The 1,960-nt window shown below is 50.5% G+C and carries 1 protein-coding gene; it reads left to right on the top strand.

The genetic code is table 11. From position 1 onward, the window contains the following. Window positions 1-593 precede the first annotated feature (593 nt). Window positions 594-1,649 (top strand): hypothetical protein, encoded by a 1,056-nt coding sequence (locus ABIE33_RS36180; RefSeq protein ID WP_429133955.1) that lies wholly within the window; start codon window positions 594-596, stop codon window positions 1,647-1,649. Window positions 1,650-1,960 lie beyond the last annotated feature (311 nt).

Genomic DNA, 1,960 nt, shown 5'->3' with positions numbered 1-1,960 from the left:
CCTTAGTTCGCATGGCCAACGGATGGCCCGCGCAGGATATCGACGCTCTGATGCCGTGGAACTTCGAGTCGAGCGTGGTCGGCTAACCGCTTACGTTTGAGGTATCGGGCTATGAAAAGGAACTCGCTCCTCCCAAGGGGTCTTGCTTGCATGGCGCGTTTGAGCGCGTAGGCGCATTGCACCGATTCAGCGGAACTTACGATGCCGATGAGCTCAGGCTGCAGCTCAACAATTGGCTGCCTGCAGAAACGAGAGCGGCCGGGTAATTCGCTAAGGTTCGTCAAGCTTCTATTCAAGGCTGAATGCTTCTCCAGTCGTCTGTGACATAGCGGGCTTTGCCACCCTTGCCATGACGGACATGGATCACCATCCGGGAACGGTCGATATCCTCCAACCTTTAATCCGCAGACTTCCCCAACTCGCAAACACACCGCATAGGCGTATGGCAAGCGTAGAGAATATGACGAAACATGCAGAAGTTGCTGTGCCCTCTGTGGGCTGTCCGTCGCGTTCATGTTCTTGCTGCGCGCTGCTTGCGCTCGCTAGGTCCGCTTCATATAACGGATCGGTGAGAGAAGGGCTCTTGAGGCATCATGAATTTCTGCGTCTACCTCGATAACGGAGCGGAAGTGCACGGTTACTTCGTGCCGGACGGTTTCTCGACATCCCCAAAGATAAATGTACGCATCAATGATGACGAAAGAATAACTGAGATTCAGACTTGGATTTTCATCGAGGGAGCGAGAGCACAGGGAGTTCATCAAACTGGTAATGTAGGCTTCATCCTCAGCGAGGACAACATACCGGGTCTTAGTACGGCGTTCCGTGTGGAATTATCGGATCCAGACAGCGGACTCATTTTTTATCGCCGCGCTCAGCCTGGGGAGTTTGTTTCGAAGAAGGTATTGAGAATAGAAACAGCGTACGTCCCCCACAGCGAAATAGATGTCAGCCTTAAATCTCATTTTCAATTCTTTGAGCATCGTGTGGAACGCTATGGCTATGAGACAATTCGACAGATGATTGAGATTATTCATCAACCATCCGTTTATGTTTCTGGCAGAATTTTGCTTAAGAATTTTCAAGTATACATAGATTATAATATAGATGTAACCATGATTTCGTTGAGGGATCCGTTCTACGAACTGGCATTGCGATTGATCGTTTTCAGCCGAATAAGTAAGCAGAATTTTAATTTCGTGCCGCCTCGTGATAAGACGTTATTTAGACCGGTTATCTCGTGGCTTGAGGGACTAGACATTCAGAATGAGGCGGCCGTCAATAAAGCTATTCGCAGTGCTCCAAAAGATGCTATGAATTTGCTTTCATCGCCTTTTACGCAGCAGTTGACTGCGGCAAACCCCTCGGAGGTTCCTACACTCAACGATGTCTCCCAAGCGCTAGACAGACTATCTCAGTTTACGCTCTTCGAGGCAGGAGGTGATCCCGAAATATATCCAAAAAATATCAGCGAATTACTTGGCCTCCCGCCGGGTGCTGTGCCGATGCGACCGCAACTTGAGGTCGTGCGTCAACTGGCGGACCTACTTCGTAGATTCAGCCGGATCGAGCACATCTTGGAAGCTGACCTGCTTCTATACCATTTCGTTCAGAAAGCGGGCGAACGCGCCGCTCGCGCGAGCGGATAGCGTAAACCGGCGCTCCGATTTTGAACAAGAACAATTGATTAACGCCTGTCGGACTTAGCAATTCAGTTGTAGAGGTACTCGCGTTTTGTCTTGAGCGATCATTATCAGAGACTGGTGCTTTCGTCGCCAAATCAACCATTGCAGAATGAAGGCGAGCTGCGGCTTCCGCATGGAGAAAAGCATGATTAGGCTCGGATCTCGGGAACGGAAGCAAAGCGTAAGCGGTGACGTGAGGCCGTTACTTCTTGAAGTTCCAGGGCATCAGAGCGTCGAGATCGCTTGATGGCCAACCTGCGGCGATACGCTCAAGC

Origin of the sequence: Ensifer sp. 4252, assembly GCF_050434565.1 — a bacterium.
Classification (GTDB): domain Bacteria; phylum Pseudomonadota; class Alphaproteobacteria; order Rhizobiales; family Rhizobiaceae; genus Ensifer.
Note: the sequence above shows the minus strand (reverse complement) of the source record. Positions and strands in the feature narration are given on the sequence as shown.